We start from the raw sequence: 24,568 nt of genomic DNA on the forward strand, positions 1-24,568 counted from the left end.
TCGGGCCGGCGATGCCCTGGCTCGGTCGGGGGTTGCCCCGGATGATCCTGGATGTCTAGTATCCAGAATATGCGGATGAGCGAGGGGGTCGAATGGGCGATCCACAGCTGCCTCAACCTCACCTGGCTGGAGCCGGGCGAGGCCATGCCGGCGGCCCGGATGGCGGCGTTCTACGCGCTGCCCGCGGCCTACCTGAACAAGCAGCTGCAGGCGCTGGCCCGCGCCGGCATCGTCGCCTCGACCCCGGGGCCGCGCGGCGGGTTCCGGCTCGCGCGGAGCCCCGAGGACATCACGCTGCTCGACATCGTGACGGCGATCGAGGGGCCGGACGAGGCGTTCCGCTGCGAGGAGATCCTGCGTCAGGGGCCCGGCGAGCACGAGGGGATCGACTACCGCAGGCGGTGCTTCGTCTCCCAGGCCATGCGGCGGGCCGAGACGGCCTGGCGTAAAGAGCTGGCCGCGCAGACCCTCGCCGACATCCGGGAGACGGTCGAGCGGCACCGTCCGGCCACGCCCGGCGAGACCCGCGCCTGGTTCGCGAACCTGCGCACCTGATCACGGCCGGCCCCTGGGAGGGCGTCCGGCCATCGGCTAATTCTGGATATCAAACATCCAGATTGATGGAAGGGAAGCACCATGCAGGCACGAATGAACGTCGTGAAGCCCGCCGCCGCGGGGTACAAGGCCATGCTCGCGCTGGAGTCGTACATCAACGGCGGCCCCGTCCCGCAGAGCACGCTGGAGCTGGTCAGGCTGCGCGTCAGCCAGATCAACGGCTGCGCGTTCTGCGTGAACATGCACGCCACCGACGCCAAGAAGGCCGGCGAGACCGACGAGCGGCTCTGGTCGGTCGCGGCCTGGCGCGAGGCGCCGTTCTTCACCGACGAGGAGCGGGCCGCGCTGGCCCTGGCCGAGGCCGCCACCCGGATCGGCGACAACCCGGACGGAGTCCCCGACGACGTCTGGAACGACGCCGCCGACCACTACGACGAGGAGTCGCTCGCCGCCCTCGTCATGGTGATCGCCGCGATCAACGCGTGGAACCGGATCAACGTCACCGTCCGCAACCCCGCCGCGTCCCGCTGAGGAGAAGACCATGCCGCACGCCATCACCAACCCCCTCGGGCTGCACGACCCGGTCCGCTTCGGCTACAGCCACGTCGCGTCCGCCTCCGGCGAGCTGGTCTTCATCGCGGGGCAGTACGCCTCCGGCATCGAGGGCGAGGTCGTCGCGGAGGACTTCGCCGGACAGGTCCGGCGGTCGCTGACCAACCTGGAGACCGCGCTCGCGTCCGTCGGGCTGGGCTTCGAGCACGTCGTCCAGCTGCGCACCCACATCGTCGAGCACGACGCCGGGAAGCTGGCGGTCCTCGCCGAGCAGATCCGCGAGATCTGGAAGGACGAGCCCCCCGCGCAGACCCTGACCGGTGTCGCCGCGCTCGCGCTGCCCGGCATGCTGTTCGAGGTGGACGCGGTCGCGGTCCGTCCTTGACCTACGGGAAGTCGCCCGCCTGGTCGACGCGGCAGCCATCGCCGATCGGGCGGGTGATCGAGGCGCCCGAGGCGACGAAGCAGTCCCGGAACGCCGCCGGGTCCTTGGCGTCGCAGGCGCGCAGGTAGCGGTGCTTGAGGGCCTTGATCTCCTCGATGGCCTCCAGCCGGGCGATGCGCTCGGCGAGGTCGGACGGGTCCGCCATGGTGATCGACCCTCGGCCATCGGGGACGTCCCGTCCAGGGACGTCCCGGTGAACGGGAGGGGGAGAGGCTCACGCCGTCCTGTACGCCGAGGATCGTCGGCATGAGCCTTGGCGATCAGGAGGTCCGGCATCGGATGCTCGACGTCGGCGACGTCGCGCTGCACGTGGCCGAGCAGGGGAGCGGGCCTCCGGTGGTCATGTGCCACGGGTTCCCGGGGCTCTGGTACAGCTGGCGGCGTCAGCTTCCGGCGCTGGCGGAGGCCGGGTACCGGGCGATCGCGGCCGACATGCGCGGGTACGGACGCAGCGATCGTCCCGCCTCCCCCCAGGCGTACGACCGGCGGCACACCGTCGCCGACATGGTCGGTCTCCTGGACGGGCTCGGGATCGAGGAGGCCGTCTTCGCCGGGCACGACTTCGGTGCCGCCCTCGCCTGGGACCTGCCCCAGTGGGCTCCCGGACGGGTCAAGGCGCTGGTGCAGCTGAGCGTGCCGCGCATGCCCGTCTCGAAGCGTCCGCCCACCGAGATCTATGCGCGCATGGCCGAGCGGCACTTCGTCCACGTGCACTACTTCCAGGAGGAGGGGCCCGCGGACGAGGAGTTGGGCGCGGCGCCGGAGCGCTTCCTGGCGAACGTGTTCTGGGCGCTCAGCGGCGGTTACCGGTACCTCGACATCTGGCGGCACCCCAGCGAGGGCAGCGGCTACCTCGATGTGCTGCCCGAAGCCCCGCCCCTGCCATGGCCGTGGTTGTCACAGGACGAACTCGCCCACTACGTCGACGAGTTCCGGCGGACGGGCTTCACCGGCGGCCTCAACTGGTATCGGGCCTACGACCACGTCTGGGAGGAGAAACAACGCCGTCCGGACGAGCCCGTCACCGTTCCGACGCTGTTCCTCGTGGGCGAGCGTGATCCCGTCCTCCAGATGACGGGTTCCAACGCCCTGGAGCAGATGGAGACCACGGTGCCGGGGCTTCGCGACGTCCACATGGTCGAAGGAGCGGGCCACTTCGTGCAGATGGAGGCGGCCGGCGAGGTCAACGCCGCGGTCCTCGCCTTCCTCGCCGGCCTCTGACCGCAACCGCCCTCAGCCCAGCTTGGCGAGCAGCACCCGCGCCTGCTCGGCGAAGCCCTCGTGCCCCGACTCCAGTGCCCGGCCGAGAAGGGCGGCGGCGGCCGGGAGATCCCCCTGGGCGAACCGGATCTCTCCGGCCCGGTAGGCCGACTCGCCGATCAGTTCCGCGCTGTCGGTGCCGATGGCGAGGCACAGCTCGTAGAACCGCACGGCCGCGTCCTGGTCGCCCAGCCAGTACGCCAGCTCGCCCAGGTGCGCGGCGGCCATCGGCCCGTTCCGGGCCGTGCCGGAGTCGATCACCGCCTGGTACCAGCGGAGCGCCTCCGGCCAGTCGCGCCGCGCCTTGGCCAGCGAGCCGAGGTACATCTTCGCCAGCTCGGTGGCGAGGGCGCCCTGCTCGCCGGGCCCCTCGATCGCGGCCAGGTACAGGTCGCGGGCCCGGGCCGGGTCCTCGTCGTGGTACGTCCGGCCGAGCGAGACCCGGGCGTGCCGGGCGACGGCCGAGCCGTCCTCGGCGAGCGGGGCCAGGATCTCCCGGGCCTCCGCGTGCCTGCCCGCGTCCACCAGGTCGTCACCGCGCACCCACAGCTGGGCGGGATCGAGCGCGGTGCCGACGCCGGAGCCCGGCTCGCCCGCCGTGGCGGACAGTCCCGCCGGCCGGGCCTCCTGGTCCGGATCGAGGGGGGACCCCAGGCCGGCGTCGACGTAGAGGCGCGCCGCCGCGTGGTCGCCCGCCCCGGCCAGCTCGGCCGCCCGCGCCTCGACGACTCCGATCGCGAGGTCCGCCCTGCTCGTCCCCGCGGCGAGCGTGAGCGCGCGGACGGCCAGGTCATGCCGGCCGTCGGCGTAGGCGCTGTTGGCGATGCCGAGCAGGTTGTCCGCGGCGCCCTCCGCCATCTGCGCCACGTCGCCGTCGTCCGGCCCCATCGCGGCGACCTCGGCGAACGCCTCGGCGGCGGCGGCGAGGTCGCCCCGGAGAACGGCGATGTTGCCGAGGTAGGTCCGGGCCTTGCCCCGCAGCTGATCCGTCTCCGCCTCGGCGAGGACCTGCCGCACCGCCGCGGCGGCGCCGTCCGCGTCTCCCCGCCGCTGGAGCGTCCGGGCGAGGTCGAGGCGCAGATCGCCGGCGAAGGCGGGCTCGCCGAGGCCCTCAGCCGCCACCAGGGCGAGCCGGAACTCGCGCGCCGCACCGTCCAGGTCCTCCCGCTGCTCGCGGATCAGGCCCCGCAGCCGGTGGCCGTGGGCCAGCGTGAGCGGATCGCCGGTCGCGACCGCGCGGCCCGCGGCGGCCTCGGCCTCCGGCAGGCGCTCCAGCTGGAAGAGCGTCCGGATCAGGTGGCGGAGCGCGGCGTGCGCGGCCGGGTGGTCGACGGCCGCGCCCCGCTCGTACGCCCGGACGGCCTCGTCCGGGTCGTCGGCGAGGGAGCCGATCTCGTCCCATGCCCGGGCGGCCTGCTCCGGCGGCGCCGTCTCCGCGACCGGCCGGAGCAGCTCGCTCGCGCTCTCCGGGGCGTCTTCACGCCGGGCCTTCGCGACGGCGACGACCGTCCGGCACGCCGCTTCGAAGTGGTCCGTGCCCTTCAGCGCGGCCAGAGCGTCAGCGGCTCCGTCTTCACTGCTCAGCGCCGCGTACAGCGCGGTCAGCTCGGGTCGTGCCGCGGGCAGGTCGTCTCGGGTGAGACGCATCCGATCGAGGGTCTCCGCAGGCCCGCCGAGGCCCAGCCCGAAGTCGTAGTAGGCGTGGGCGGTGGCGACGTCGGCCTCCGCGGTGGAGACCAGGGCCGCCCCGTGGACGAGTTCGAGCACCCTGTCGCGCTCCCCGGCCTCCGCCGCCTGCGCGAACAGCCGCATGGCGCTCTCGTGGTCACCGGTGCTGTAGGCGTGCACGGCACGTTCCGAGTGCTGCGCGCCGGGCGACTCGGGCGGCCCGTCCGTCGGGAAGGCCGCGGCGCCCCTCCGGTAGGCGCGCGCCGCGGCCCGGTCGCCGCGGTCGTCCGCGGCGTCCGCGTACTCCTCGGCGATGCGCACGGCGTCGTCGGGGGCGCCGCCGGCGGCGGCCAGCCACAGGGCGCGGACCGCGAGCGCCGCGTCCCCCTCCCGGTCGGCTTGGGCGGCGATGGTGCCCAGCTTGTTCAGCGCATCCTGGTGCGCCCGGCCGTCCTGCTCATCGGGATCCGGGTTGCGGTAGGCAGCCGCCGCGGCGGCCCCGAACGCCTCGGCCGCGCGGGCGAGCGAGCCGTCCGCCACCAGCCAGTCGCCGAGCTGGACGCCCGCCAGCGCCGCCATCCCGTGGTCGTCGCCGGCCAGCACCGCCTCCGTCTCCGCGTAGGCCGCTTCGGTCTCGTCCAACGCGTACAGCGTGGAGCCGAGGAGGGCGCGGATCAGCTGGACGTTCTCGGGAATCGCGTTGTCCAGCGCCGTCCGGTACCAGGGCACGGCCGCGGCGTGCTCCCCGCGTCTCCTCAGCAGGTCGGCCAGCGCCCAGGCGCCGACGCCCACCGTCTCCGGGTCGCCGCTCTCCACGGCGCGCCGGGCGGCGGACTCCAGCGCGGGGTGGTCCGATGACTCCAGGGTGTCGACGAGCCGCCGCAGGCAGGCGAGCGCCGCCGGATGGTCGACGGCGGAGCCGCGTTCCAGCGCCTCGATCGCGGCGCCGGTGTCGCCCTGCTCCGCGTACCCGTAGCCGAAGCTCTCGCAGATGGCGGCCACCTGCTCCGGAGGCCCGGACTCCAGGACCGCCTCGTACAGCTCGCCCGAGCCGTCCAGGCCGCGGCGGAGCCGCTCCACGGCCATGGCGACGACCCAGTCCGCCGCCGTGCCGGCGTACTCGGTGCCGGCCGACCGCGCGAGCCAGGCCGCGGCCGCCCCGAAGTCTTCCTCGTACAGCGCGAGGTACAGCTCGGCGAGCAGAGGCTCGCCGTACTCCTCGGTGAGCAGCTCGATCGCCCGGGCGCGGTCGCCGCCCTCGGCGGCCATGACGGCGCGCTCCTCCAGGCTCGCGACGCCGAGGCGCTCCCGGGCCGGCGACGCGACGCGGTCGGGCCCGTCGGCCGCCGCCCGCTCGTACGCCTCGCGGGCGCCCTGCTCGTCGCCCGTCGCGGTCAGGTACCCGCCGAGGTCGTGAGCGGCCTCGCCGGCGAGCCACGCGGCGTCCGGGTCGCCGTCCTCGCGGCGCCGGTCGAACAGCGCGATCGCGTGCCGGGCCAGCCGGGCCGCCTCCGCCGCGTCGCCGCGCCCGGCGGCGATCCGGGCCAGCAGGACGCTCGCGCGGGCCACGCCCTCGGCCTCGAAACCCTCCTCCGCCCCGCTCGCGATCACCGCCTGGAACCGCGCGGCGGCGGCGTCGTGGTCGCCCAGCTCGTACAGGTTCCAGCCGACCAGCACGTCCACGTGCGGGCCCTCGCCGGACACCTCCGCCTGGAGGTCGCGCGCCTCCGCCGTCCGGCCGGCGGCGATGAGCGCCTTCACGGCGTCCTGGACGAGTTCGGCGAAGCCGTCGACGTCCGGGTCGGCGGCCTCCACCGCCCGCCGATGGGCGGTCGCGGCGCCGTCCAGGTCACCGAGCTCAGCGCGCACCCGCGCCAGTTCCAGGGCCCCGCGCACCGCGAAGAAGTCGTTCTCGCCGGCCGCCGCCGCGGCCCACGCCTCGGCCGCGCCCGCCTTGTCACCGCCGTCGTAGCGCAGCGCGCCGAGGAACAGGGCCGCCCCCTGGACGGCGTCCGCGGACCCGTGCTCCACCGCCAAGGAGAGGGACGCCTCCGCCGCCTCCCTCTCGCCCTCCGCCTGCCACGCGTGCGCGGCCTCCGTGAGAAGCACGACGCACAGGGACAGGCCGGGGCCCTCGACGCGGGCCAGCGCGGCGGCGGCCCCGGCGAAGTCGCGGTCGAGCAGGCCGCGGGCGAACGCGCCGTCGGCGGCGAGTTCCGGATGGTCCTCGGGGACGCCCGCGAACGCGGCCCGGGCCGCGCCGAGATCGCGCATCCGCGCGCGGGTGAACCCGAGAAGCCACAGGTGGCGCGCCGCCTGGACGTCGCCGCGGGCCCCCAGCCGCTCGTGCAGCGCCGCCGCGGCGGCCAGGTCGCCGCGCTCCTCCAGGATGCGGATCATCGCCGACTCCGCCTCGGCGGCGAGCCCCGCGGGGCCGGACGCGGAGACGCTCTCGTAGGCGGCCAGGGCCTCGTCCGGGTCCCGCGCCTCGACGGCCGCGCCGAGCGCCTGCGCCACCCAGGGGGCCAGCGCCGGCTCGCCCTCCGCGTGCGCGCGCCGCAGCAGCGCCGCCACCTCGTCGGCGTCCTCGGCGGGACGCACCAGCCACGACAGCATCGCGGCGTGCGAGAGCCCCAGCGGGTCGCCCTCCTCCGCCGCCTCGTCCAGCAGCCCCACGACCCGCGACAGCGGCGCGCCGAACCACATGTACACCTGCGCCAGCGCGCTCTTCGCCGGCGCGGACACGGCGGGGTCCGGCCGCCGCGCCGCCTCCTCGTACCGGGCGACACCGATCTCCCGGCCGAGCCGCTGGTACTCGATCAGCCCGGTGAGCACCGGATGCGGGGGCCCGCTCGCGCTGCGCGCGATCAGCAGGCGCTCGACGGTCACCGCGAAGCCGCTCGCGATGTCGGCGCCGTCCGCCACGTACTCCAGCAGCTCGTCCGCCTGGTCGGGGTCGCCCTCGCCCAGCTCCAGCGTGGCCAGCATCCGCGCGGCGCGGAACGACTGGTCCCCGACGCCGGCGTCGATCACCCGGCGCAGCAGCGCCCGGGCCTCGCCGACCTCGCCGGCGCGCAGCCGCTCCAGCGCCGTGTCGCAGTCGTCGACGGCCTGCTCGTGCTCCGCGTCGGGACCGCGCTCGGCGAAGTCGGCCTGCGTCAGCACCATCTTGGCCTGGAACGAGACGTCCGGGTCGTCGAGTTCCGCGGCGCGGCCGAGCAGCTCGACGATCGGAGCCCGCCGCGGGTCGCCGTCCGGCAGGCCGTGCAGCAGGGTCCCGAGGAAACCCACCGCGCCCGCCCGGAACTCCGACTCCGAGTCGAGGACGGCCCGCCAGCACGCCACCGCCTCCTCGACCTCGCCCGCCTCGGAGAGGACCTGCCCGAGGCACGCGCGTGCCTCGATCGCGTACCGCGGGTGCCCCGAGTCGACGACCCGCCACAGGATCCGGCGGGCCTCCTCCTCGTCCCCGAACTCCCAGGTGAGCTTCGACTCCTCGATGAGCGCGTCGAGCCTGACGTCCGGCCGCGGGTCCTCCGCCGCGCGCCGGTACGCCGCCCTCGCCTCGGCCCGCTCGCCGAGGTCGAACAGCACCGCGCCGAGCAGCTTCTCCATCCGGCAGCGCTCCGCGGGGTCGCCGACGGCGATCGCGTGCTCCGCGACCCGGCGGCACTCGCCGAACTCCTCCAGCGAGGCGTAGATCGAGTACAGCCGCATCGCCGCCTGCGTGCACAGCCCCGGCGAACCCACCGACAGCATCGCGTTCAGCGCCGTCACGAGGGTGTCCAGCGCCTCGGGCTCGTCGTCCTCGTCGAGGACGGTGACGACCGATCCGAACGCCTCCCAGGCCGCCCGCTCGCGCTCGTCCTGATCGTCCGGCGCCCGGATCTCGCCCAGCTCCCCGGCCATCTCGGCGATGTCCGGAGGACCGCCGTCCATGGCCCGCCGCCGGGCCTCCTCGGCCGCCTCCGGGGCACCGAGGTCGCGGAGCACGTGGGCCAGCGACAGCTCCGCCATCCGGGCGAGCCGCGGGTCGGCTCCGGACGCGGCGATCCGGAGCGGACGGCAGGCCGACGCCCCGTCCCCCTCGTCCGCCAGGAGCGTACCGAGCACGATCGCCGAGCGCTGCGCCCACTGCGGATGGCCGCCCGCGACCACCGACCGGTGCGCCGCCCGCGCGCCGTCCTGGTCGCCGCTCTCGGCCAGCAGCAGCCCAAGGACGTGCGACGCCTCCGCGGCGACCGAGCCGTCCTCGCCGTCCGCGGCCACCACGATCTCCCGCAGCGCCGCGGCCGCGCCGTCCCGGTCGCCCCGTCGCCACAGCGCGACCGCCGTCTCGAGTCGTGCGGCCCATGCGGACATGCCTGGTCATCCCCCCGGGAAACGAAGCCGAAGCGATGATCATGCAGGATCCGTCCACCGTCCCGCAGGATTTCCACGATTCACCCGCCCCCGCGGCCAGGCCCCGGCCTGGTCACGCGCGCCGGGCGACGGTGATCAGCCGGCGGGGAGGATCCTGCCGGTGACCTCGCCGAAGCCGATGCGGGCGCCGGCGGGGCCGGGGGCGGTGGCGGCGATGGAGACCTCGTCGCCGTCCTCCAGGAAGGACCGGGGTTCGCCGTTGACCGTGACCGGCTCCTTGCCGCCCCAGGTGAGCTCGATGAAGGCGCCGCGCTGGTCCTTCGCCGCGCCCGAGACGGTGCCGGACGCGAACAGGTCGCCGGTTCGGGACGAGGCGCCGTTCACCGTCATGTGCGCGAGCATCTGGGCCGGCGACCAGTACATCTCCCGGTAGGGCGGGCGGGAGACGACCTGGCCGTTCCACGAGACTTCGAGGGTCAGGTCCAGGCCCCACGGGTCCTTTTCGTGGAGATAGGGGAGGGGCTCCGGATCCTGGGGCGGGGTCGCGACGCGGGCCTCCTCCAGGGCGAGAAGGGGGACGACCCAGTGCGAGACGGACGTCGCGAAGCTCTTCCCCAGGAACGGCCCGAGCGGGACGTACTCCCAGGCCTGGATGTCCCGGGCCGACCAGTCGTTCACCAGGACGACGCCGAACACGTGCTCGGCGAAGCCGTCGGTGCCCACCGGGCTGCCCAGGGACGAGCCGGTGCCGACGACGAAGCCGACCTCCGCCTCGATGTCGAGGCGGCGGCTCTCGCCGAAGGTGGGGCCGCCGTCCGCCTTGCGCTGCCCGGACGGCCGGACGATGTCCGTCCCGGACGGGACGACCGTGCCCGCGCGCCCGTGGTAGCCGACGGGCAGGTGCTTCCAGTTCGGCATCAGCGGCTCGGACCCGGGACGGAACAGCCGCCCGAGGTTGGACGCGTGGTGCTCGGACGCGTAGAAGTCCACGTAGTCGGCGACCTCGAACGGCATGTGCAGCGTGACCGCGTCGAGGGGATGCACGGCCCCGTCCGGGATGTCGCCCGAGACCAGGCCGGTGATCCGTTCGCGGACCTCGACCCAGCGCGCATGGCCCTGCGCCATGAAGGGGTTGAGCGACGGCCCGGCGAACACGTCGTCATCGAGGCCGGCGGCCAGATCCACGACGGCGCCGGCCACCCGCACGCCGACGCGCGGCGCGGTCCCCGGGGTCGAGAAGACGCCGTAGGGGAGGTTGGCGAGCCCGAAGAGGGAGGTCTCGGGGATGTCGATGCGGGTCAACGGCAGGTCTCCTGGAGGGCGGCGGATTCGAGCAGGCCGAGGTCGGTGAGTTCGGCGAGGGGGTCGGTGATGCCGCACGTCCCGAAGGACAGGAACGCGGCGCGCACGGCGGCCGCGCGGGCCGCGCCGAGCCCGGCCACGCGGGACGCGACGGACGGCGCGTCGCGGTCGGCCAGGACGGCGGCGAGCTCGGCCACCGGGCGTCCGGCCAGCGCGGCGTCGGTCGCGAGCAGCAGGTTCAGGAAGCCGTGCTGGTGGAAGCCGGTCTCCGGATCGGTGTTGCGGACCGGATGGTGCAGCCCCGCGGTCGCCTTGAACGGGACGCCGGCGTCCACGACCGCCGCGATCCCGGCGGCCAGTTCGTCCGGGCTCGGGTAGAGGTGCGCCTTCACCCCGCCGGTCCGGAACTTGGCGCGGTGGCCGCGTGCGGCGACCGCGGCGATGAACGCCGGACGGCGCTCGTCGCGGGGGATCTCCACGTACACCGGCGCCTCGACGCGGCCGAGGACGCGGAAGAACTCGTCGGGCTCCATGCTCGGCGGGACGGCGACCTCCAGCCCGCGCACGGTGACGGGCAGGTCGGCGGCGGCGACCACCCCCTTCGCCGCCTGGCACGGCCCGCTCGGCGCGGTGACCGACACGTCGAGCGGCTCCACGCCGAGAGGTTCACGGCCGAGCAGCGGGTACAGCTCGTCCAGCGCGGTGGCCGGGACGACGAGCGGGCCGACCAGCTCCGCGTAGGGCGCGGACAGGTGGCCGCGGTGGGCCGGGACGGCCTCGGCGAGCGGCGCGAGGCCCGGCGGGAAGACGGCGGCGTCGTCGCAGAGCCGGGCGGCGAACGCGGGGATCACGACCGCCTCGCCCAGGTCCAGGCGTAGGCCTCGTCCTCGCAGGCCAGCCCGCCCTCGCCGAGTTCGAGCGGGTGGAAGGTGTCCACCATGACGGCCAGCTCGTCGAAGAAGTCGACGCCGATGCTGCGCTCGTAGGCGCCGGGCTGCGGGCCGTGCGCGAGCCCGCCGGGGTGGACCGACACCGACCCCTGGCCGATGCCGGAGCCCTTGCGCGCCTCGTAGTCGCCGCCGCAGTAGAACATGATCTCGTCGGAGTCCACGTTGGAGTGGTAGTAGGGCACCGGGATCGACAGCGGGTGGTAGTCGACCTTCCGCGGCACGAAGTTGCACACCACGAAGTTGTGTCCCTCGAACACCTGGTGCACGGGCGGCGGCTGGTGGACGCGGCCGGTGATCGGCTCGAAGTCGTGGACGCTGAACGTGAACGGGTACAGGCAGCCGTCCCAGCCGACGACGTCGAACGGGTGCCGGGCGTAGGTCATGCGGGTGCCGGTGATGCCGCGCGAGCCGCGGTGCTTCACCAGGACCTCGACGTCCGTCCCGTCCAGGGTGAAGGGCTCGTCCGGGCCGTGCAGGTCGCGTTCGCAGTACGGGGCGTTCTCGAGGAACTGGCCGTAGCGCGACAGGTACCGCTTCGGCGGTGCGACGTGGCCGGTCGCCTCGATCGCGTACGCGCGGAGCGGCTGGTCGCCGGTCGGCAGCCACCGGTGCGTGGTGGACGTCGGGATGACGACGTAGTCGCCCTGCTCCGCGGTGAGCGTCCCGAAGATCGTCTCGACGGTGGCGGTGCCGGACTCGACGTAGACGATCTCGTCGCCGGTGGCGTTGCGGTACAGCGGCGAGTCGGCGGCGGACACGACGTAGGAGAGCCGGACGTCGTTGTTCGCGAGGAGGACGCGGCGCCCGGTGACGGCGTCGGTCTCCGCCCACGTCTCCTTCGGGAACAACTCGTGCAGCCGGAGGTGGCGCGGCTTGAGCGGATGGTTGGGCGCGGTGGTGAGGTCCGGGACGTCCCACGGCTGGGAGTCGACGATCGCCGACGGGATCTCCCGGTGGTACAGCAGGGACGAGTCGGAGGAGAAGCCCTCCTCGCCCATCAGTTCCTCGAAGAGAAGCCGCTCCGCGCCGTCCCCGTGGTCCATGTGGCGGTGCTGGGTGTGGCGCTTCGGCGGCACGTGGCCGACCCGGCGGTAGTGGGTCACGGTCCATCGCCTCCGATGATTAATGCATTAACTACTTTCTGCCGACACTACGACTGTTCTCCCATCCAGGGAAGGGCCCAATCCGGTCAGGAAGAATCCGGGGGCGAACCGGCGGTCAGCTCCGTTCGCGCACGTCGAACCGGTGCCGGCCCTCGATTAGCTTGTCCAGCAACATGATCAGCATCTGCTGCTCGGTCTCGGTCAGCGCGCCCGCCCACCGCCGCTCGCGCTCGTGCTGCCCGGCGAAGATCTCCAGCATCGCGGCGCGGCCCCGCTCGGTCAGCGACAGGATCACCGACCGGCCGTCCCGCTCGCCCGGCGTCCGGGTCATCATCCCGTCCGCGACCAGCGTCTTCGCCAGGTTGGACACCGCGGCGCGGCTCATCCCGGCCAGCGTGGCGGCCCGTCCCGGCTCCAGCGGCCCGGCGAGCCAGGTCACGAACAGCAGCCGGAAGCCCGCCCACGAGTGCCCGCGCGGCCGGTGCACGGTGGACTCCAGGTCGTAGGTGACGATCGCCGACGCGCGGTTCAGGGTCAGCAGCAGCCGCGTCGCCAGGCGGTGCGGGAACCCGAACTCCTCCGCCAGCCGCTCCCCGGCGAGATCGACGAACGACCAGAAGTCCAGTTCGTCATCCTTCACGCGGCGCTCCCCACGATGGTTCATAGATTGACTATTTAACCCCGCCGGGCCGCGGGTGTCAGGCGTTGCCCACCGGGGCGTGCCTCGAGCGGGACGCCACTGAGATTTGAACTCGTGGAGTGGATATGATTCGAATCTCCATACCGCCGTACCTGCATATGTAGCATGCCGCTATGGCAATGTCAGCCCGCTGCGGGGTGCGGGTCCTCGGCGCGACCCGGTTGTCCCGGTATCGCGATAGCAGCACTTCACCGGAACGGCAGGAGGCGGCCGTCGAGAGTGTGGCCGCGTCCATCGGCGGCTTCGTCATCGGATGGGCGCGGGACATGGACGTCTCGGCCTCTGGGGCCCGGGCGTCCGACCGTCCGGAACTGGGAGCGTGGCTTCGACGGCCGTCCGATTTCGACGCCATCGCCTGGTGGCGGCTCGACCGGGCAGTCCGATCAATGCGGGATATGGCCGATCTTGCTGGCTGGGCTAAGGACCATGGAAAGCGGCTGATCTTCGCTGAAGGACCCGGTGGCGGTCGGCTGGAGTTGGATATGGGGTCGCCGATATCCGAACTCATTTTGATGATCTTGGCGTTCGCCGCGCAGATGGAGGGCCAGGCCATCCGGGATCGCACTGCGGGTGCATCGGCGTACCTGCGGTCAGTCGGCCGTTGGTCCGGGGGGCGAGTTCCATTCGGTACGCGGCCGGCGCCGCACCCGACGGAGCTCAACCGGGAAGGTGGCCCCGCCGGTTGGTGGCTTGCCGAGGAACCGGCAACCGCCGACATCATCCGGACCATGGCCGACCTGGTGATCGCTGGGAAGTCGTATCATGCGGTCGCGGCGTGGTTGAACGCCGAGCACCCCGGCGTCACTCCGGCGAACCATCGTGCCCTCCTGGCCGGCCGGCCGACGAACCCTGCCGCGCGGTGGAATCCGGGAATGGTGTCGACGCTGCTTCGCCAACAGACGCTGCGTGGCCTCGTGCTTGAAGACGGCCGACCCGTTCATAACGAGGACGGCGAGGTCGTGCGCCAGGGTGACGCGTTGCTCAATGACGATGTATGGCATCGACTTCAAGCCGCAATGGACTCCCGTGCGACGAGTGGTCCTGGGCGACGGTCGGGTGCTCATCCCCTCCTCGGCGTCCTCTTCTGCGGCACGTGTGGCGGGCGCCTATACCAGGCCTGGCTATCACCCGGTCCGAACAGGAAGGCGCCGGTGCGGCAGTACAGGTGCGCAGCTAAAGCCCATGGGCGAGCATGTGTCAAACCGGCGTACGTCGTTGCAAAGCCTGTCGACGCCTACGTGGAGCGCGAGTTCCTCGCCACCGCCGGGAACCGGGAGATCATCGAGGTGGTGTCGATTCCTGCGATCGATCACACTGGGGAGATCGCCGAACTGGAGGACGAGGTACGGGAACTGGCGGCCCGGCTCAGCAAGCTCCGAGGCCCGGCGGCGGACGCCGTCGCCGGGATGTTGCAGAGCCGATCTGATCGCCTCGAACGGCTGCGCGCAACGCCGGTCGTCTCCGCCCGGACCAAGCGCATACGCACGGGGGTCGATCATGCCGAGAAGTGGGCGGGTGCCGAGCCAGCCGAAAGGCGCCAAATGCTGCTGAATGCGGGCGTGCGCGTAGTAGTTGGGCAAACCACCCGTGGGGCGCGCGACGTCGAGGGACGGCTAACGTTCACGATCGGCGATTGGCGCCAGTCGGCAGCCGAGGCTTCGCGCTCGGGGCGAACGAGACCATGCTGACCGGCGGCGTCGGCAAGATGCTCGACCTGGCCCGCAGCAACCTCCGCAACATCCTCCGCCCATGAGCGAGGAGGAGGCGGGGTCAGGTGAACTCGCGGGCTATCTCGGCGAGGGCCGCCTCGACGGTCTCGCTCATGGAGTGGGGCGGCTGCTGCTCGATCCAGGTGAGGGTCCCGATGCGGAGCGCGGTGATGAACGCGCCCGCCATGACGCGGGCGCGCAGCGGCGGCAGGCCGTCGCGGGCGGCGATCAGGTCGGCGAGGCTGCGCTCGAACTCGGCGTACTGGGCGAGCTGCCGGGCGAGGACGGACGGGTGCTCGCGGGCGAGGCGCATCTGCGCGGCCCACCGCGGGTCGGGCTCGCCGAACTGGTCGTGCACGGCGCCGAACGCCGCGCGCAGCGCCGTCCAGGACGACTCCTCGGGAGGGCGGGCCTCGAACGTGCCGACCAGGGACCGGATGCGCTGCTCGGCGCCGTAGAGCAGCGCGTCCTCCTTGCCGGCGAAGTAGTTGGAGAACGTGCGGCGGGAGACGCCGGCGGCGTCCGCGATGGCCTCGACCGTGACCGCGTCCAGGCCGTGCTCGACGGCGAGCCGCATCGCGGCCTCGTGCAGGGCGCGGCGGGTCGCCTCCTTCTTGCGCTCGCGCAGCCCGCCGGTCCTCTCCATGGTCAGGCCAGCCTACCGAGAAGGCGGGCTGCGTACCGGAAAAAGTTGCTCATTGGGAATGAATTTGGGCGTGCCGGGGTTGGAGGCCTCCGCGAGCGACGAGGACGCCGGGACGGTCCCCGCCGCACAGGGCCGCCCGTTGTCATCTCCCTGACAATCGACCGGCCGAAGAGGTGGCGCGGATCAGCAGAGGACGGCGCCCGGCCTCCGTACCGTTCGTATCCGGAACCTCGCACCGGAGGCGGTCACATGAGTGGAGGCACGGAGTTCGGGCGCCGCGCGGCGTCAGTCGCGCGGGTGGGCGGCATGTTCGCCCGGAGCGGGCTGTGGCGTCCGGGGCCGCCGCTGAAGGTCGCCCGCCAGCTCGGCGCGCTCCGCCGGTGGGGCACCCTGCTCGGCGGGACGGTCGCCTCCGCCGCCGCCCGCGACCCGGACGCCGTCGCGGTCGTGGACGACGCCGGGGAGCTGACCTACGGCGAGCTCGACGCCCGCACCGACCGCCTCGCCGCCGCGCTCGGCCGGTTCGGCGACGCCCCGCGCGTGGCCGTCCTCTGCCGCAACCACCGCGGCATGGTGCAGGTGCTCGCGGCGTGCGGCAAGGGCGGCTGCGACCTCGTCCTGCTCAACACGGGGATGAGCACCGACCAGCTCGTGACCGTGGTGGGGGAGCAGGGCGTCGAGGTCGTGATCGCCGACGAGGAGTTCGGGGGCTTCCTCGCGGCGGTGCCCGAGCGCGTGCACGTCATCACCGCGGGCGGGCCGGAGTCGGAGCTGGAAAGGCTCATCGACGCCACGCCCGCCGCGGCGGTCCGGCCGCCGGCCAGGGCGGGCCGGACGATCGTGCTCAGCTCCGGCACGACCGGCCGGCCGAAGGGCGCCGACCGGCGCTCGCGCCCCGGGCTGTCGCCGCTCGCGTCGATCCTGTCCCGCATCCCCTACCGGGTGCACGAGCGCATGCTCATCGAGGCGCCGCTGTTCCACACCTGGGGATACGCGATGCTCCAGACGGCGGTCTCGCTGCGCGCCACGGTCGTCCTGCGGTCCCGCTTCGATCCCCGCCGGACGCTCGGCACGATCGAGGCGACCCGCGCGACCGCGCTGGTCGCCGTCCCGGTGATGCTCCAGCGCGTCCTGGACGTCCCGGCCGACATCCGGCGCGGGCACGACACGTCCTCGATGCGGATCGCGGCCGTCAGCGGCTCCGCGCTGCCCGCGACGCTCGCCACCGCTTTCATGGACGAGTTCGGCGACGTCCTCTACAACCTGTACGGGTCCACGGAGGCGTCGTGGGTGACCATCGCGACGCCCGCCGACCTGCGCGCCCGCCCGGACACCGCGGGCACCCCGCCGCCCGGCACGCGGGTCGCGATCCTGGACGGCGCGGGCGAGCCCGTCCCGGCCGGCGTCACCGGGCGGATCTTCGCCGCGAACGAGCTGCTCTTCGCCGGCTACACCGGCGGCGAGACCCGGGAGACGCGGGACGGCCTGCTGAGCCTCGGCGACCTCGGCCACCTCGACGGGGACGGGCGGCTGTTCGTGCACGGGCGCGACGACGACATGATCGTCTCGGGCGGGGAGAACGTCTTCCCGAGCGCGATCGAGGAGGTGCTGGAGCGGCTGCCGCAGGTCAGGGAGGTCGCGGTGGTCGGCGTCCCGGACGAGGACTTCGGGCGGCGGCCCGCCGCGTTCGTCGTCCTGCGGCCGGGGGCGGCGCTGGACGCCGAGGCCGTGCGCGCGCACGTCCGGGACCGTTTGGCGCGCTTCGCCGTGCCGCGCGACGTCACGTTCGTCGACGCCCTGCCGCGCAACGCCACCGGCAAGGTGCTGCGCCGCGCGCTGGTCCCGGACGCGGGCTGAGGCGGGCGCGGGTCAGGCGTCGGCGGCCGTGCGGCGGGCGTCGACGACGAACCAGAGGCGGGTGCGGCGGGAGGTCTGGTCGAGCCCCCACTCGTCGGCGAGCGCGTCCACGACGGTGAGGCCGCGGCCGTGGTCGAGGCGGGGGCGCCCGTGCGGATCGCACTGGGCGGGGCCGTCGTCGGCGACCTCCACGCGGAGCCGCTCGCCGTCGGTGGCGACGTCCACGGTGACGAGCCCGGAACCGTGCAGGATGGCGTTGGCGACCGCCTCGGCGGCCATCAGCTCGACGTCGTCCAGGAGCGCGTGGTCCGCGACGACCTTCGCGGCACGCTCGCGGACGAGGCGGCGGGCGCGCCGCCCGCCGTCGCCGTCGCCAGTGAAGCCGAACGGTTCACCGAGCCGTTCCATCCCTACGGTCACTGCATCACCACTCGGACTCTCGGAAGCGCACCGCAATCATTCACCTGCAAGGAGTGACCGGGCAACGCAACGGACGCATTGATCTTGGCCTTTCCGGGACAGCCTCACCTTCGGTGGCGGAGCTTACGGTAGGAGTTGCCACAGAGCTCCCGCATCACGGAAAAAGTAAACAACGACCAGCACATTGCTCACTTCACCACATAGATGAGGGTGCTCCGTGCGTGCGGGCGCGACGTGGCGGCCTCGGTGGCGCGGATGTGAGAGGAACCACGCGCGGCCGGCCGCCGTTCCAATCTAGTCAGTGTCAAGATAGAGTGGTGTCGACGAGAGAGAGGAGACGCCGATGACGGACGACCCCGGCCTGGCACGGCAGATGTGGCACCAGCTCGAAGCCGTGCACGCCCTGTTCTGGTACTCGCCCGAGGTGTTCGCCGAGGCGGAGCGTCTCGGGTACGACACCCGCACCCGCTGGCCGAGCTACTTCGCCTGGCGCGCCGCCCCCCTCGGCGCCGCCGGCCCCGAGCTGGTCTCGGCCGCCTTCTACAGCTTCAGCCCCCGCATGGTGGCGGAGCACGTCCCCGCGGCGTGGGCGGTCGCGCCGCCCGAACGCGTCCTCGACGCGCGCCTGCGCGCCGTCGACGCCATGTACCGCGCGCTGCTCGGCGACGGCATCGCGGACCCGGACCTCGCGGAGGCCGCCGAGCTGGCCCGCGCCGCCGCCGAGGCCGCGAGCACCGCCGGGCGCCCGATCGCCGCCGCCAACGCCGACCTGCCCTGGCCGGACGAGCCGCACCTCGTCCTCTGGCACGCCGTCGGCATCCTGCGCGAGCAGCGCGGGGACGGGCATGTCGCCGCACTGCTCGCCCACGGGCTCGACCCGGCCGAGGCGCTGGTGTCGTTCGCCGCGATCGGGGCCGCGCCCGTGGAGACGTTCGCGAGCCGCGGCTGGACGGACGCCGAGTGGTCCGCCGCCCGCGACCGCCTCGCGTCCCGCGGCCTCGTCGACACCGAGGGCACCGCGACCGCCGCGGGCCGCGAGCTCCGCGACTCCGTCGAGCGGCTGACCGACGACCTCGCCTACGAACCGTGGCGCGCCCTCGGCGCCGCCAAGGCCGACCGCCTCGCGCAGCTCACGATGCCCATCCTGGTGAAGGTGCTGGAGACCGGCCTGATGCCGGCCCAGAACACCCTCGGCATAGGCAAGGTCCCCGCCCCGCAGCGCTGACTCGCCGCCTTTCTCAGGGGCGTGTCGCCGCCGCCAGGAAGAACGGCACGGCCGCGAACAGGCGGTCGGTCCGGGCGCGTTCGCGCTGGTCGGCGATCCACGCGCCGGCCTGCGCATCCGTGATCGCGCCGTGCTCGCGGCAGGTCTCGGCGAGGCGGGTGAGGACCGGCAGGAACGAGTCGTCGGTGAACACCCCCGTGTGCACCTCGACCGTCACCTCGCGGAAGCCGGCGTCCAGCAGCAGGTTGCGGTGCCGGCGGGCGGCGCGCGGCGACGCGACCAGGTCGGCGCGTTCCCGCACGATGGTGCGGGTGAGCTCCGGGTCGGCGGAATCGACCGCGAACATGTCCCAGTCCTGCCCGCACAGCACGATGCGCCCGCCCGGAGCGAGAACGCGGCGTGCTTCGGCGAGCGCCCGCCCGGGGTCGGCCAGCGTGTGGACGACCTTGTCCGCCCGATAGCCCGCGGCCTCCCCGTCCCCCAGCGGCAGGGCGTAGGCGTCTCCGGTGCGGAACTCGCCGTCCGGCCAGCGCTTCCGCGCCAGCGCGATCATCGTGTCGTCCACGTCGATCCCCATCGCCCGGACGCCCTGGTCCGCCAGCTCGGCGACGGCGCGCCCGGCACCGCAGCCGACGTCGACCACGAGCGAGCCCGGGGCGGAGCGCAGCAGTTCGTACGTGCGGGTGCGCAGCTCGGCGGCGCCGGGACTCGCGTCGACGGCATCGAGTTGAGGGATGAGCGCTTCGATCGTTTCGTTCGACATGCGCGCCATGCTGCGACTTAATGTCGACGTTAAGTCAACCGGCCCGCGCCGTCCTCGCCTGAGCCGACCGCGGCGGATGTCAGGCGGCGAGCTGATCGAGGCCGGTCCGGACCCAGGTGAGGCCCAGGTCGTCGGCGGTGGTCCGGGCGGCCTCGAGGAGGGTGGCGCGCTCGGGATCGTCCTCGGGCAGCTCGGCGGCGAGCAGGAGCTGGGCCGCGGCGATCTGCGGACGCAGGCCGACCGCGCAGCGCAGATGGAGCGAGCGTCGCAGCATGCGCAGACCCTCCTCGCGGTCGCCGCCCTCGATCACACGCCAGGCCAGATGGCGGAGCACGATCGATTCGAGGATCGGGTCGCCTTCGCGGTCGGCGGCTTCGAGGGCCTTGCTGTAGTGCGGCTTCGCGGCATCACCGTCGTCGCGGACGTTGTCGAGGAGCGCTCCCCAGTGGAACTCGGCCCACCCGTGCATGGCCGGGTCGGCGGAGGCGAACCGGTACCCGCCTTCCGCGGTCTCGTAGTCCTCCGGCAGCGAGTCCAGCTTGAAGACCAGACGGGTGTAAGCGAGCCGGGCGGCGAGCAGGCGAGCCCGCGGTGATTCCGGATCGAGGGCCGCTATCGCGGTGGCCGCGGCGTCGCTGCCGTCGAGCTGGAACAGGAATCGTTCGTACAGGATCTCGGCCCTCAGTTCGAGCGCTTCGGTGCTCTGCTCTCCGGCCAGCAGGGCGGCGGCGTGGTCCCAGTCACCGAGCACATGCAGGCGGCGGGCGGTATCCAGGATCGTGTAGGTGTCATTAGCGCTCATGCTGCCTACGTTAGGAGCGCGGGGTGTAGGTGGTCAAGCTGGCTATGATGGCTACATGTCGCCCGAGGCGGTTTCCGCCGGCGCGGCTCGGCGGGTGGTGCCCGCCTTGCGGCGGGCGCGGTGGCTGGCGACGGTCGTCCGGCTCGCGCAGGTGTTGGAGCAGAAGCGGCGGCTGCGGTTGCGGGAGTCGTCGACGTAGAAGCGCGCGCACCCCTCCGCCCGGCACCGGCCCACGGCCACCTCCGGGTCTCCGCAGATCGCGTGCGCGAGGGCCGCGGCGCAACTGCGGCCGAGCCAGGTGACGGGCTCCTCTCCGTCGGGAGCGAAATGCAGGTGCGGCCGACCCTCCCCGTCGTGCTCGCTGATGTGGATCGCGGGCGGGAAACGTTCCAGCAGCAGGTTGACGGGAGCGATCGGTCCGGCGCCCGCGACGGCCGCGACCGCCTCGCGCAGCGAGCCGAGCAGACCTTCCAGCTCGCCGGGGTCCGGGTCGGCTATGTGGTGCTGGCGGAAGAACTCCCGCCGCAGCTCGCTGGGCTCGTCGGCGTTGACCAGTTCGACGGCCAGGCGGGTCAGATTGCCGATGTAGGCGACGTAGCGCACTTGACCCCCTACCTCCTTCGTTCGCATAGTAGGCGGCATGAACATGAACACCAACTACATTACGACGGCTCCGCCGATGCCGTCCGGACATTCGAGGCCGGGTGAGATGATCGCCGACATCGACCTGGGGCAAGGACTGCGGCTGCGCACCCTGACCGCGCAGGACGTCGACCTCGTGGTCGAGGCCACCGGCACCGAGACGGCTCATGCACTCTGGGGGCCGCACCCGGCCGGGCCCTACACGCCTCGGGACGCTCGTGCCGCCCTGGACGACTGGGATCCGGCCGCGGGAAGCCAGGTGTCCTATGGACTCCTCATGCACGACCGCCTGCTCGGCGCACTGGGGCTCATGATCGACGGCCCGCGCAGCGCCGAACTCGCCTACTGGGTGCGGCCGGAGAACCGCCGCCGGGGACTCGCCCTGCGCGGTGTCACCGCACTGACCCGCTGGGCGCACGACGACCTGGGCCTGCACCGGGTCTGGCTCGAGATCGAGCCCGGCAACACCCCCTCGCTGCGTCTGGCCGAGCGCGCCGGTTACCAGTACGAACAACGTCTCCCACGCCACTGCCGTACCTGGACCGCGACCGACCCCGACCACGACACCTGGCACGACTGCATGATCTGGCGGCACGTCATGGCACGATTGCGGTGATTGTGAGGAGCCGAGCTTGCATCGTCTGGTCGTGTCACAGACCTCCCCCGGGGCGTATCGAACCGTGCTGGAGGCGCTCAAGGCGCCGCTGCCCGCGAACGCGCCTCCCGGACGCCACATCCTGATCGAGCCGGGTTCGTACCCGAACACCGGCTTTCGCAGCAGCGGCGACTTCGTCCTGGAGGCCGTGGAAGGGCTGGGTTCGGTCACGCTCGACGGCCGCACCGTCGCCACAGTCGAGGTCACCGGCAATGTGGTGCTGCAAGGGCTGATCGTCCGGAACTGGAGCGACAAGGGCACCGCGGTGGAACTCGACGAGGGGTCCGTCATCGCGGACCGGTGCGAGTTCGTGTCCCGGTCCAACATCGCCGTGCGGACGTCGAAGGGCGGCCGGCTCTACCTGCGGGACTGCACGGTGCACGAGGGCGCGGTCGTCTACAGCGCCTCGACAGGGGCCTTGGAGAACACCGTTCTCACCGGCGCGAACGCCAACGCGGTCGCGATCCGCAGTGGCAGTTCGGTGATGCTGCGGTCGTGCCGCGTCGAGGACGCGGGCAAGCACGCCATCTGGGTGAGCGACGGGTCCCGGCCCGTGATCGAGCAGTGCACGATCAGCGGTCCGGGCAAGTCCGGGATCGTGGTCGACGACCACGGGACCGTGACCCTCCGCACCTCGACGATCCAGAACTCGGGTGAGACGGCCCTGGTCGTACGGGACAAGGGCAAGGTGGACGCGGAGGACATCCGGATCTCGGACGCGGGGATCGACGGCATATGGGTGCTGAACGGCGCCTTTCTGGCCGCGCGGCGAACCAGAGTGGACGCGTCCGCGCGGGCCGGGATGATCGCGAGCAAGAGCGAGGCGGTCCTGGAGGACTGCGAGATCGTCGGAGCCGGCGCCAACGGCGTCTCCGTCATCGAGAAGGCGAAGGTCATGCTCCGCCGGGGCCGTGTCGCCGAGGCGGAGAAGTGCGGTGTCGGGCTGGGCTCCGGCGGCTTCGGCGTGCTGGACGGGGTGACGGTCAGCGCCAACAAGCTCGCCGGCGTGTCGGCGGACCCTGGCACCCAGCTCAGCGTCCAGGGCTGCTCGCTGACCGACAACCTCGGCCGCGGCATCGTCGCCTCCGTCGAGGCGAAGGTGGTGGTGAGCGATCTGACGAGCGTCCGCAACGGGCGGCCGGACCGGTTCGACGTCCCCGTCAAGACCGCCGAGAAGAAGGACGCCCCCGAACCGGCGCCCGCGAAGAAGCCCGCGGTCCAGGCGCCGGCCGGGCCCAAGGCCGACGCGCCCGCCCCGGAGGGAAAGGGCGGCACGAAGGCGGACGCGCTGCTCGCGGAGCTGGAGGCGATGATCGGCCTCGCCGGGGTCAAGCGCGAGATCCGGAAGTTGACGAACCTGCAGAAGGTCGCCGAGCGGCGGCGCGCCGCCGGGCTGCCGCCGGGTCCGGCGATCGGCCGCCACATGGTGTTCGCGGGTCCGCCCGGGACGGGCAAGACCACGGTCGCGCGGCTGTACGGCGGGATCCTGGCGGCGCTCGGTGTGGTGGAGAAGGGCCAGGTCGTCGAGGTGAGCCGGGCCGACCTGGTGTCGGAGAACGTCGGCGGGACGGCGCTGCGGACGACCGAGGCGTTCGACCGCGCGAAAGGCGGCGTGCTGTTCATCGACGAGGCGTACACGCTGTCGCGCACGGCGTCCGGCACCGACTTCGGGCTGGAGGCCATCGACACCCTCGTCAAGCTGATGGAGGACCACCGCGACGAGGTCGTCGTCATCGCGGCGGGGTACTCGGCGGAGATGCGCGATTTCCTGGCCGCCAACCCCGGGCTCAAGTCGCGGATCTCCCGGACGGTCGAGTTCGAGAACTACAGCCCGGGGGAGCTCGTCCAGATCGTCGAGGCGCGGGCGGAGAAGGCCGGTTTCCGGCTCGCCGACGACGCGCGGCAGGCGATCCTGGAGCACTTCACGTCGGTGAAGCGGGACGCGACGTTCGGCAACGGGCGGGCGGCGCGGCAGGTGTTCGAGGCGGCGGTGGAGCGGCAGGCGCAGCGCTTCGCCGACCTGGACGAGCTGCCGTCCGCCGAGGAGCTGTCCCTGCTGGTGGCCGCTGATCTCGACGTCGAGACCGGTCTGGCGGCGCGGTTCGGGGAGGCCCGCGACGCCGGGCAGGTCCGGTCCGTCCAGCAACGGCTGAACGCGATGACCGGCCTGGACGAGGTGAAGCGCGAGATCGGCGATCTGCTGGACCTGATCGCGTCGGCCCGGCGGCGGCGCGCGGCCGGGCTGGAGGCCGAGCCGTTCACCGGGCACCTGATCTTCGCGGGCCCGCCAGGGACCGGCAAGACGACCGTGGCCCGCCTGTACGGGGAGCTGCTGGCCGCGCTGGGCGTCCTCGCGCAGGGGCAGGTCGTCGAGACGGCACGGGCGGACCTGGTCGGCCAGTACGTCGGGCAGACGGCGCAGAAGACCACCGAGGTGTTCCATCGCTCCCGCGGCGGCGTGCTGTTCATCGACGAGGCGTACACGCTGTCCCGTCAAGGGGGCGGCAACGACTTCGGCCAGGAGGCCATCGACACCCTGGTCAAGCTGATGGAGGACCACCGCGACGAGGTCATCGTCATCGCCGCCGGCTACACGTCCGAGATGGACGGGTTCCTGGCCACCAACCCGGGCCTTGCCTCACGGTTCGCCCGGACCCTGACCTTCGCGCCCTATCCCGTCGACGGCCTCATCTCCATCTTCGAGGGCAAGGCCAAGGCGGCGGACTACCGCGTCCCGGACCCGACCCGCGAGGCCCTGGCCGCCCACCTGGAGGCGAACCGCGACCGGTTCCGGCAGGGCAACGGCCGCGAGGTCGACAAGCTGTTCCGCGCCGCCGTGACCGCCCACGCCCGACGCACCGAACGGCTCGCCAACACCGGGACCGAACTCACCACCGACCAGCTCACCACTCTCCTCCCCGAAGACATCGTCTGACGGCCGTGCCGCGCGGG

20 protein-coding genes are annotated in these 24,568 nt (G+C 73.0%); 9 read left to right on the plus strand and 11 right to left on the minus strand.

Going from position 1 to position 24,568, the window contains the following annotated elements:
* Positions 1-75 precede the first annotated feature (75 nt).
* The 3 genes from ABGB11_RS18150 to ABGB11_RS18160 all read left to right on the plus strand — a co-directional run bounded on the left by ABGB11_RS18150 (position 76) and on the right by ABGB11_RS18160 (position 1,492).
* Positions 76-555 (plus strand): Rrf2 family transcriptional regulator, encoded by a 480-nt coding sequence (locus tag ABGB11_RS18150; RefSeq protein ID WP_347634192.1) that lies wholly within the window; start codon positions 76-78, stop codon positions 553-555.
* Positions 556-636: 81 nt separating this feature from the next.
* On the plus strand, positions 637-1,086 hold the full coding sequence (locus ABGB11_RS18155; protein ID WP_347634194.1) for a carboxymuconolactone decarboxylase family protein: 450 nt from the start codon (positions 637-639) through the stop codon (positions 1,084-1,086).
* A 10-nt stretch (positions 1,087-1,096) separates the two neighbouring features.
* Entirely contained in the window at positions 1,097-1,492 is a 396-nt protein-coding gene (locus ABGB11_RS18160) for a RidA family protein (RefSeq protein ID WP_347634196.1), read from the plus strand.
* Between the two features lies 1 nt (position 1,493).
* Here ABGB11_RS18160 and ABGB11_RS18165 read toward each other — a convergent pair whose 3' ends face one another.
* Complete coding sequence (locus ABGB11_RS18165) at positions 1,494-1,697, minus strand: nuclear transport factor 2 family protein (protein WP_347634198.1); 204 nt, start codon at positions 1,695-1,697, stop codon at positions 1,494-1,496.
* Between the two features lie 101 nt (positions 1,698-1,798).
* Between ABGB11_RS18165 and ABGB11_RS18170 the strand changes: the two genes are divergently transcribed.
* Positions 1,799-2,773 carry an alpha/beta hydrolase gene (locus ABGB11_RS18170; RefSeq protein ID WP_347634200.1) on the plus strand — a complete coding sequence of 325 codons (975 nt, stop codon included), beginning with the start codon at positions 1,799-1,801 and terminating at the stop codon, positions 2,771-2,773.
* Positions 2,774-2,785: 12 nt separating this feature from the next.
* Here the strand turns inward: ABGB11_RS18170 and ABGB11_RS18175 are convergent, their stop codons facing one another.
* The 5 genes from ABGB11_RS18175 to ABGB11_RS18195 all read right to left on the minus strand — a co-directional run bounded on the left by ABGB11_RS18175 (position 2,786) and on the right by ABGB11_RS18195 (position 12,837).
* Positions 2,786-8,842 carry a tetratricopeptide repeat protein gene (locus ABGB11_RS18175; RefSeq protein WP_347634202.1) on the minus strand — a complete coding sequence of 2,019 codons (6,057 nt, stop codon included), beginning with the start codon at positions 8,840-8,842 and terminating at the stop codon, positions 2,786-2,788.
* A gap of 135 nt (positions 8,843-8,977) precedes the next feature.
* Positions 8,978-10,150 (minus strand): fumarylacetoacetase, encoded by a 1,173-nt coding sequence (fahA, locus tag ABGB11_RS18180; RefSeq protein ID WP_347634525.1) that lies wholly within the window; start codon positions 10,148-10,150, stop codon positions 8,978-8,980.
* The gene (locus tag ABGB11_RS18185; RefSeq protein WP_347634204.1) at positions 10,141-10,995 is read right to left on the minus strand and encodes a hypothetical protein; all 855 of its coding nucleotides are present in this window, start codon (positions 10,993-10,995) and stop codon (positions 10,141-10,143) included. Before ABGB11_RS18185 ends, fahA begins: the two co-directional genes overlap by 10 nt.
* Complete coding sequence (locus ABGB11_RS18190) at positions 10,992-12,197, minus strand: cupin domain-containing protein (protein WP_347634206.1); 1,206 nt, start codon at positions 12,195-12,197, stop codon at positions 10,992-10,994. The genes ABGB11_RS18185 and ABGB11_RS18190 overlap by 4 nt, the downstream gene beginning before the upstream one ends.
* Positions 12,198-12,312: 115 nt before the next feature.
* Positions 12,313-12,837 carry a MarR family transcriptional regulator gene (locus ABGB11_RS18195; protein WP_347634208.1) on the minus strand — a complete coding sequence of 175 codons (525 nt, stop codon included), beginning with the start codon at positions 12,835-12,837 and terminating at the stop codon, positions 12,313-12,315.
* A 179-nt stretch (positions 12,838-13,016) separates the two neighbouring features.
* On the opposite strand from ABGB11_RS18195, the gene ABGB11_RS18200 reads away from it, so the two are divergent.
* Complete coding sequence (locus ABGB11_RS18200) at positions 13,017-14,585, plus strand: recombinase family protein (RefSeq protein WP_347634527.1); 1,569 nt, start codon at positions 13,017-13,019, stop codon at positions 14,583-14,585.
* A gap of 82 nt (positions 14,586-14,667) precedes the next feature.
* On the opposite strand, the gene ABGB11_RS18205 is transcribed toward ABGB11_RS18200, so the two are convergent.
* Entirely contained in the window at positions 14,668-15,252 is a 585-nt protein-coding gene (locus tag ABGB11_RS18205) for a TetR family transcriptional regulator (protein ID WP_347634210.1), read from the minus strand.
* Between the two features lie 249 nt (positions 15,253-15,501).
* On the opposite strand from ABGB11_RS18205, the gene ABGB11_RS18210 reads away from it, so the two are divergent.
* Entirely contained in the window at positions 15,502-17,109 is a 1,608-nt protein-coding gene (locus ABGB11_RS18210; RefSeq protein ID WP_347634212.1) for an AMP-binding protein, read from the plus strand.
* Between the two features lie 12 nt (positions 17,110-17,121).
* On the opposite strand, the gene ABGB11_RS18215 is transcribed toward ABGB11_RS18210, so the two are convergent.
* Positions 17,122-17,529, minus strand: coding sequence for an ATP-binding protein (locus ABGB11_RS18215; RefSeq protein WP_347634214.1), 408 nt, complete (start codon positions 17,527-17,529; stop codon positions 17,122-17,124).
* 343 nt (positions 17,530-17,872) lie between these two features.
* Here ABGB11_RS18215 and ABGB11_RS18220 point away from each other — a divergent pair, with 343 nt between their 5' ends.
* Positions 17,873-18,754, plus strand: a complete 882-nt coding sequence (locus tag ABGB11_RS18220; RefSeq protein WP_347634216.1) for a hypothetical protein — start codon at positions 17,873-17,875, stop codon at positions 18,752-18,754.
* 13 nt (positions 18,755-18,767) lie between these two features.
* On the opposite strand, the gene ABGB11_RS18225 is transcribed toward ABGB11_RS18220, so the two are convergent.
* The 3 genes from ABGB11_RS18225 to ABGB11_RS18235 form a co-directional block, all read right to left on the minus strand.
* Complete coding sequence (locus ABGB11_RS18225; protein ID WP_347634218.1) at positions 18,768-19,517, minus strand: methyltransferase domain-containing protein; 750 nt, start codon at positions 19,515-19,517, stop codon at positions 18,768-18,770.
* A gap of 79 nt (positions 19,518-19,596) precedes the next feature.
* Positions 19,597-20,319: a hypothetical protein gene (locus ABGB11_RS18230; protein WP_347634220.1), complete on the minus strand. Its 723-nt coding sequence runs from the start codon at positions 20,317-20,319 to the stop codon at positions 19,597-19,599.
* A gap of 51 nt (positions 20,320-20,370) precedes the next feature.
* The gene (locus ABGB11_RS18235) at positions 20,371-20,922 is read right to left on the minus strand and encodes a CGNR zinc finger domain-containing protein (protein WP_347634222.1); all 552 of its coding nucleotides are present in this window, start codon (positions 20,920-20,922) and stop codon (positions 20,371-20,373) included.
* Positions 20,923-20,959: 37 nt separating this feature from the next.
* Here ABGB11_RS18235 and ABGB11_RS18240 point away from each other — a divergent pair, with 37 nt between their 5' ends.
* Complete coding sequence (locus ABGB11_RS18240) at positions 20,960-21,577, plus strand: GNAT family N-acetyltransferase (RefSeq protein WP_347634224.1); 618 nt, start codon at positions 20,960-20,962, stop codon at positions 21,575-21,577.
* Between the two features lie 31 nt (positions 21,578-21,608).
* Positions 21,609-24,551 carry a right-handed parallel beta-helix repeat-containing protein gene (locus ABGB11_RS18245; protein WP_347634226.1) on the plus strand — a complete coding sequence of 981 codons (2,943 nt, stop codon included), beginning with the start codon at positions 21,609-21,611 and terminating at the stop codon, positions 24,549-24,551.
* The last annotated feature ends 17 nt before the right edge of the window (positions 24,552-24,568 follow it).

The sequence above is a fragment of the Actinomadura sp. B10D3 genome (genome assembly GCF_039871695.1).
GTDB lineage: Bacteria > Actinomycetota > Actinomycetes > Streptosporangiales > Streptosporangiaceae > Spirillospora > Spirillospora madurae.

What these genes read in the sequence shown, in the direction of transcription:
- ABGB11_RS18170 (WP_347634200.1), top strand. Translation starts at nt 1,799, where the DNA reads ATGAGCCTTGGCGATCAGGAGGTCCGGCATCGGATGCTCGACGTCGGC.
- ABGB11_RS18150 (WP_347634192.1), top strand. Translation starts at nt 76, where the DNA reads ATGAGCGAGGGGGTCGAATGGGCGATCCACAGCTGCCTCAACCTCACC.
- ABGB11_RS18160 (WP_347634196.1), top strand. Translation starts at nt 1,097, where the DNA reads ATGCCGCACGCCATCACCAACCCCCTCGGGCTGCACGACCCGGTCCGC.
- ABGB11_RS18205 (WP_347634210.1), bottom strand. Translation starts at nt 15,252, where the DNA reads ATGGAGAGGACCGGCGGGCTGCGCGAGCGCAAGAAGGAGGCGACCCGC.
- ABGB11_RS18210 (WP_347634212.1), top strand. Translation starts at nt 15,502, where the DNA reads ATGAGTGGAGGCACGGAGTTCGGGCGCCGCGCGGCGTCAGTCGCGCGG.
- ABGB11_RS18175 (WP_347634202.1), bottom strand. Translation starts at nt 8,842, where the DNA reads ATGTCCGCATGGGCCGCACGACTCGAGACGGCGGTCGCGCTGTGGCGA.
- ABGB11_RS18225 (WP_347634218.1), bottom strand. Translation starts at nt 19,517, where the DNA reads ATGTCGAACGAAACGATCGAAGCGCTCATCCCTCAACTCGATGCCGTC.
- ABGB11_RS18220 (WP_347634216.1), top strand. Translation starts at nt 17,873, where the DNA reads ATGACGGACGACCCCGGCCTGGCACGGCAGATGTGGCACCAGCTCGAA.
- ABGB11_RS18165 (WP_347634198.1), bottom strand. Translation starts at nt 1,697, where the DNA reads ATGGCGGACCCGTCCGACCTCGCCGAGCGCATCGCCCGGCTGGAGGCC.
- ABGB11_RS18230 (WP_347634220.1), bottom strand. Translation starts at nt 20,319, where the DNA reads ATGAGCGCTAATGACACCTACACGATCCTGGATACCGCCCGCCGCCTG.
- ABGB11_RS18200 (WP_347634527.1), top strand. Translation starts at nt 13,017, where the DNA reads ATGTCAGCCCGCTGCGGGGTGCGGGTCCTCGGCGCGACCCGGTTGTCC.
- ABGB11_RS18240 (WP_347634224.1), top strand. Translation starts at nt 20,960, where the DNA reads ATGAACATGAACACCAACTACATTACGACGGCTCCGCCGATGCCGTCC.
- ABGB11_RS18155 (WP_347634194.1), top strand. Translation starts at nt 637, where the DNA reads ATGCAGGCACGAATGAACGTCGTGAAGCCCGCCGCCGCGGGGTACAAG.